The organism is Mesorhizobium sp. M0678 (assembly GCF_040320505.1).
Classification (GTDB): domain Bacteria; phylum Pseudomonadota; class Alphaproteobacteria; order Rhizobiales; family Rhizobiaceae; genus Mesorhizobium.
Map to the genome: position 1 here is coordinate 1 of NZ_JAMYPT010000082.1, position 662 is coordinate 662.

Here is a 662-nt window from a genome sequence, read left to right on the forward strand (position 1 = left end):
GACCTTAACCTAGGCCGGGAGGATGGACTTGCGATCGTCCGCAATCTGGCGACAAAATCGGATGTTCCTATCATAGTGATCAGCGGCGACCGGCTTGATGAGGCGGAAAAAGTGGTTGCACTGGAGCTCGGCGCAACCGATTTCATTCCCAAGCCTTTCGGGATGCGCGAATTCTTGGCCCGCATTCGAGTAGCGCTACGCCAGCGCATTTCTAGTCCGCGAACCAGAGAGCAGCGCTCATTTCGCTTTGGGGCCTGGAAGCTCAGCGTGAAGCAGCGGCGACTGATCTGTGCGGAGCGTGGCGAGGTCAAGCTTACCGCATGTGAGTTCAATCTCTTGATCGCATTTCTGGAGAACCCCCGCAACGTGCTATCCAGAGAACGGCTTTTGCTCGCGAGCCGTGTGCGTGGAGAAGAGGTGTACGATCGAAGTATCGATGTCCTAATCATGCGCTTGCGCCGAAAGCTGGAGGCTGATGCGGCCAACCCTCGCCTGGTCAAAACATCCCGTGGCGCAGGGTACTTCTTCAACGCTGACGTAGATGTTAGCTACGGAGGCACGTTGGCCGCGTGACAGTGAGCTATGCTGGAGATTGGGGTGACGAGGCTGATCAAGCCTTCCAACAGTACCAGCCTGATCAATTACGGCGAGAGCTACCGGTC

1 protein-coding gene is annotated in these 662 nt (G+C 56.8%); it reads left to right on the top strand.

What is annotated here, in order from left to right; all coding sequences use genetic code 11:
* Positions 1 to 573, top strand: a 573-nt coding sequence (gene virG / locus NKI29_RS33365) for a two-component system response regulator VirG (protein ID WP_352577402.1), incomplete at its 5' end; no start/stop codon positions are given.
* Positions 574 to 662 lie beyond the last annotated feature (89 nt).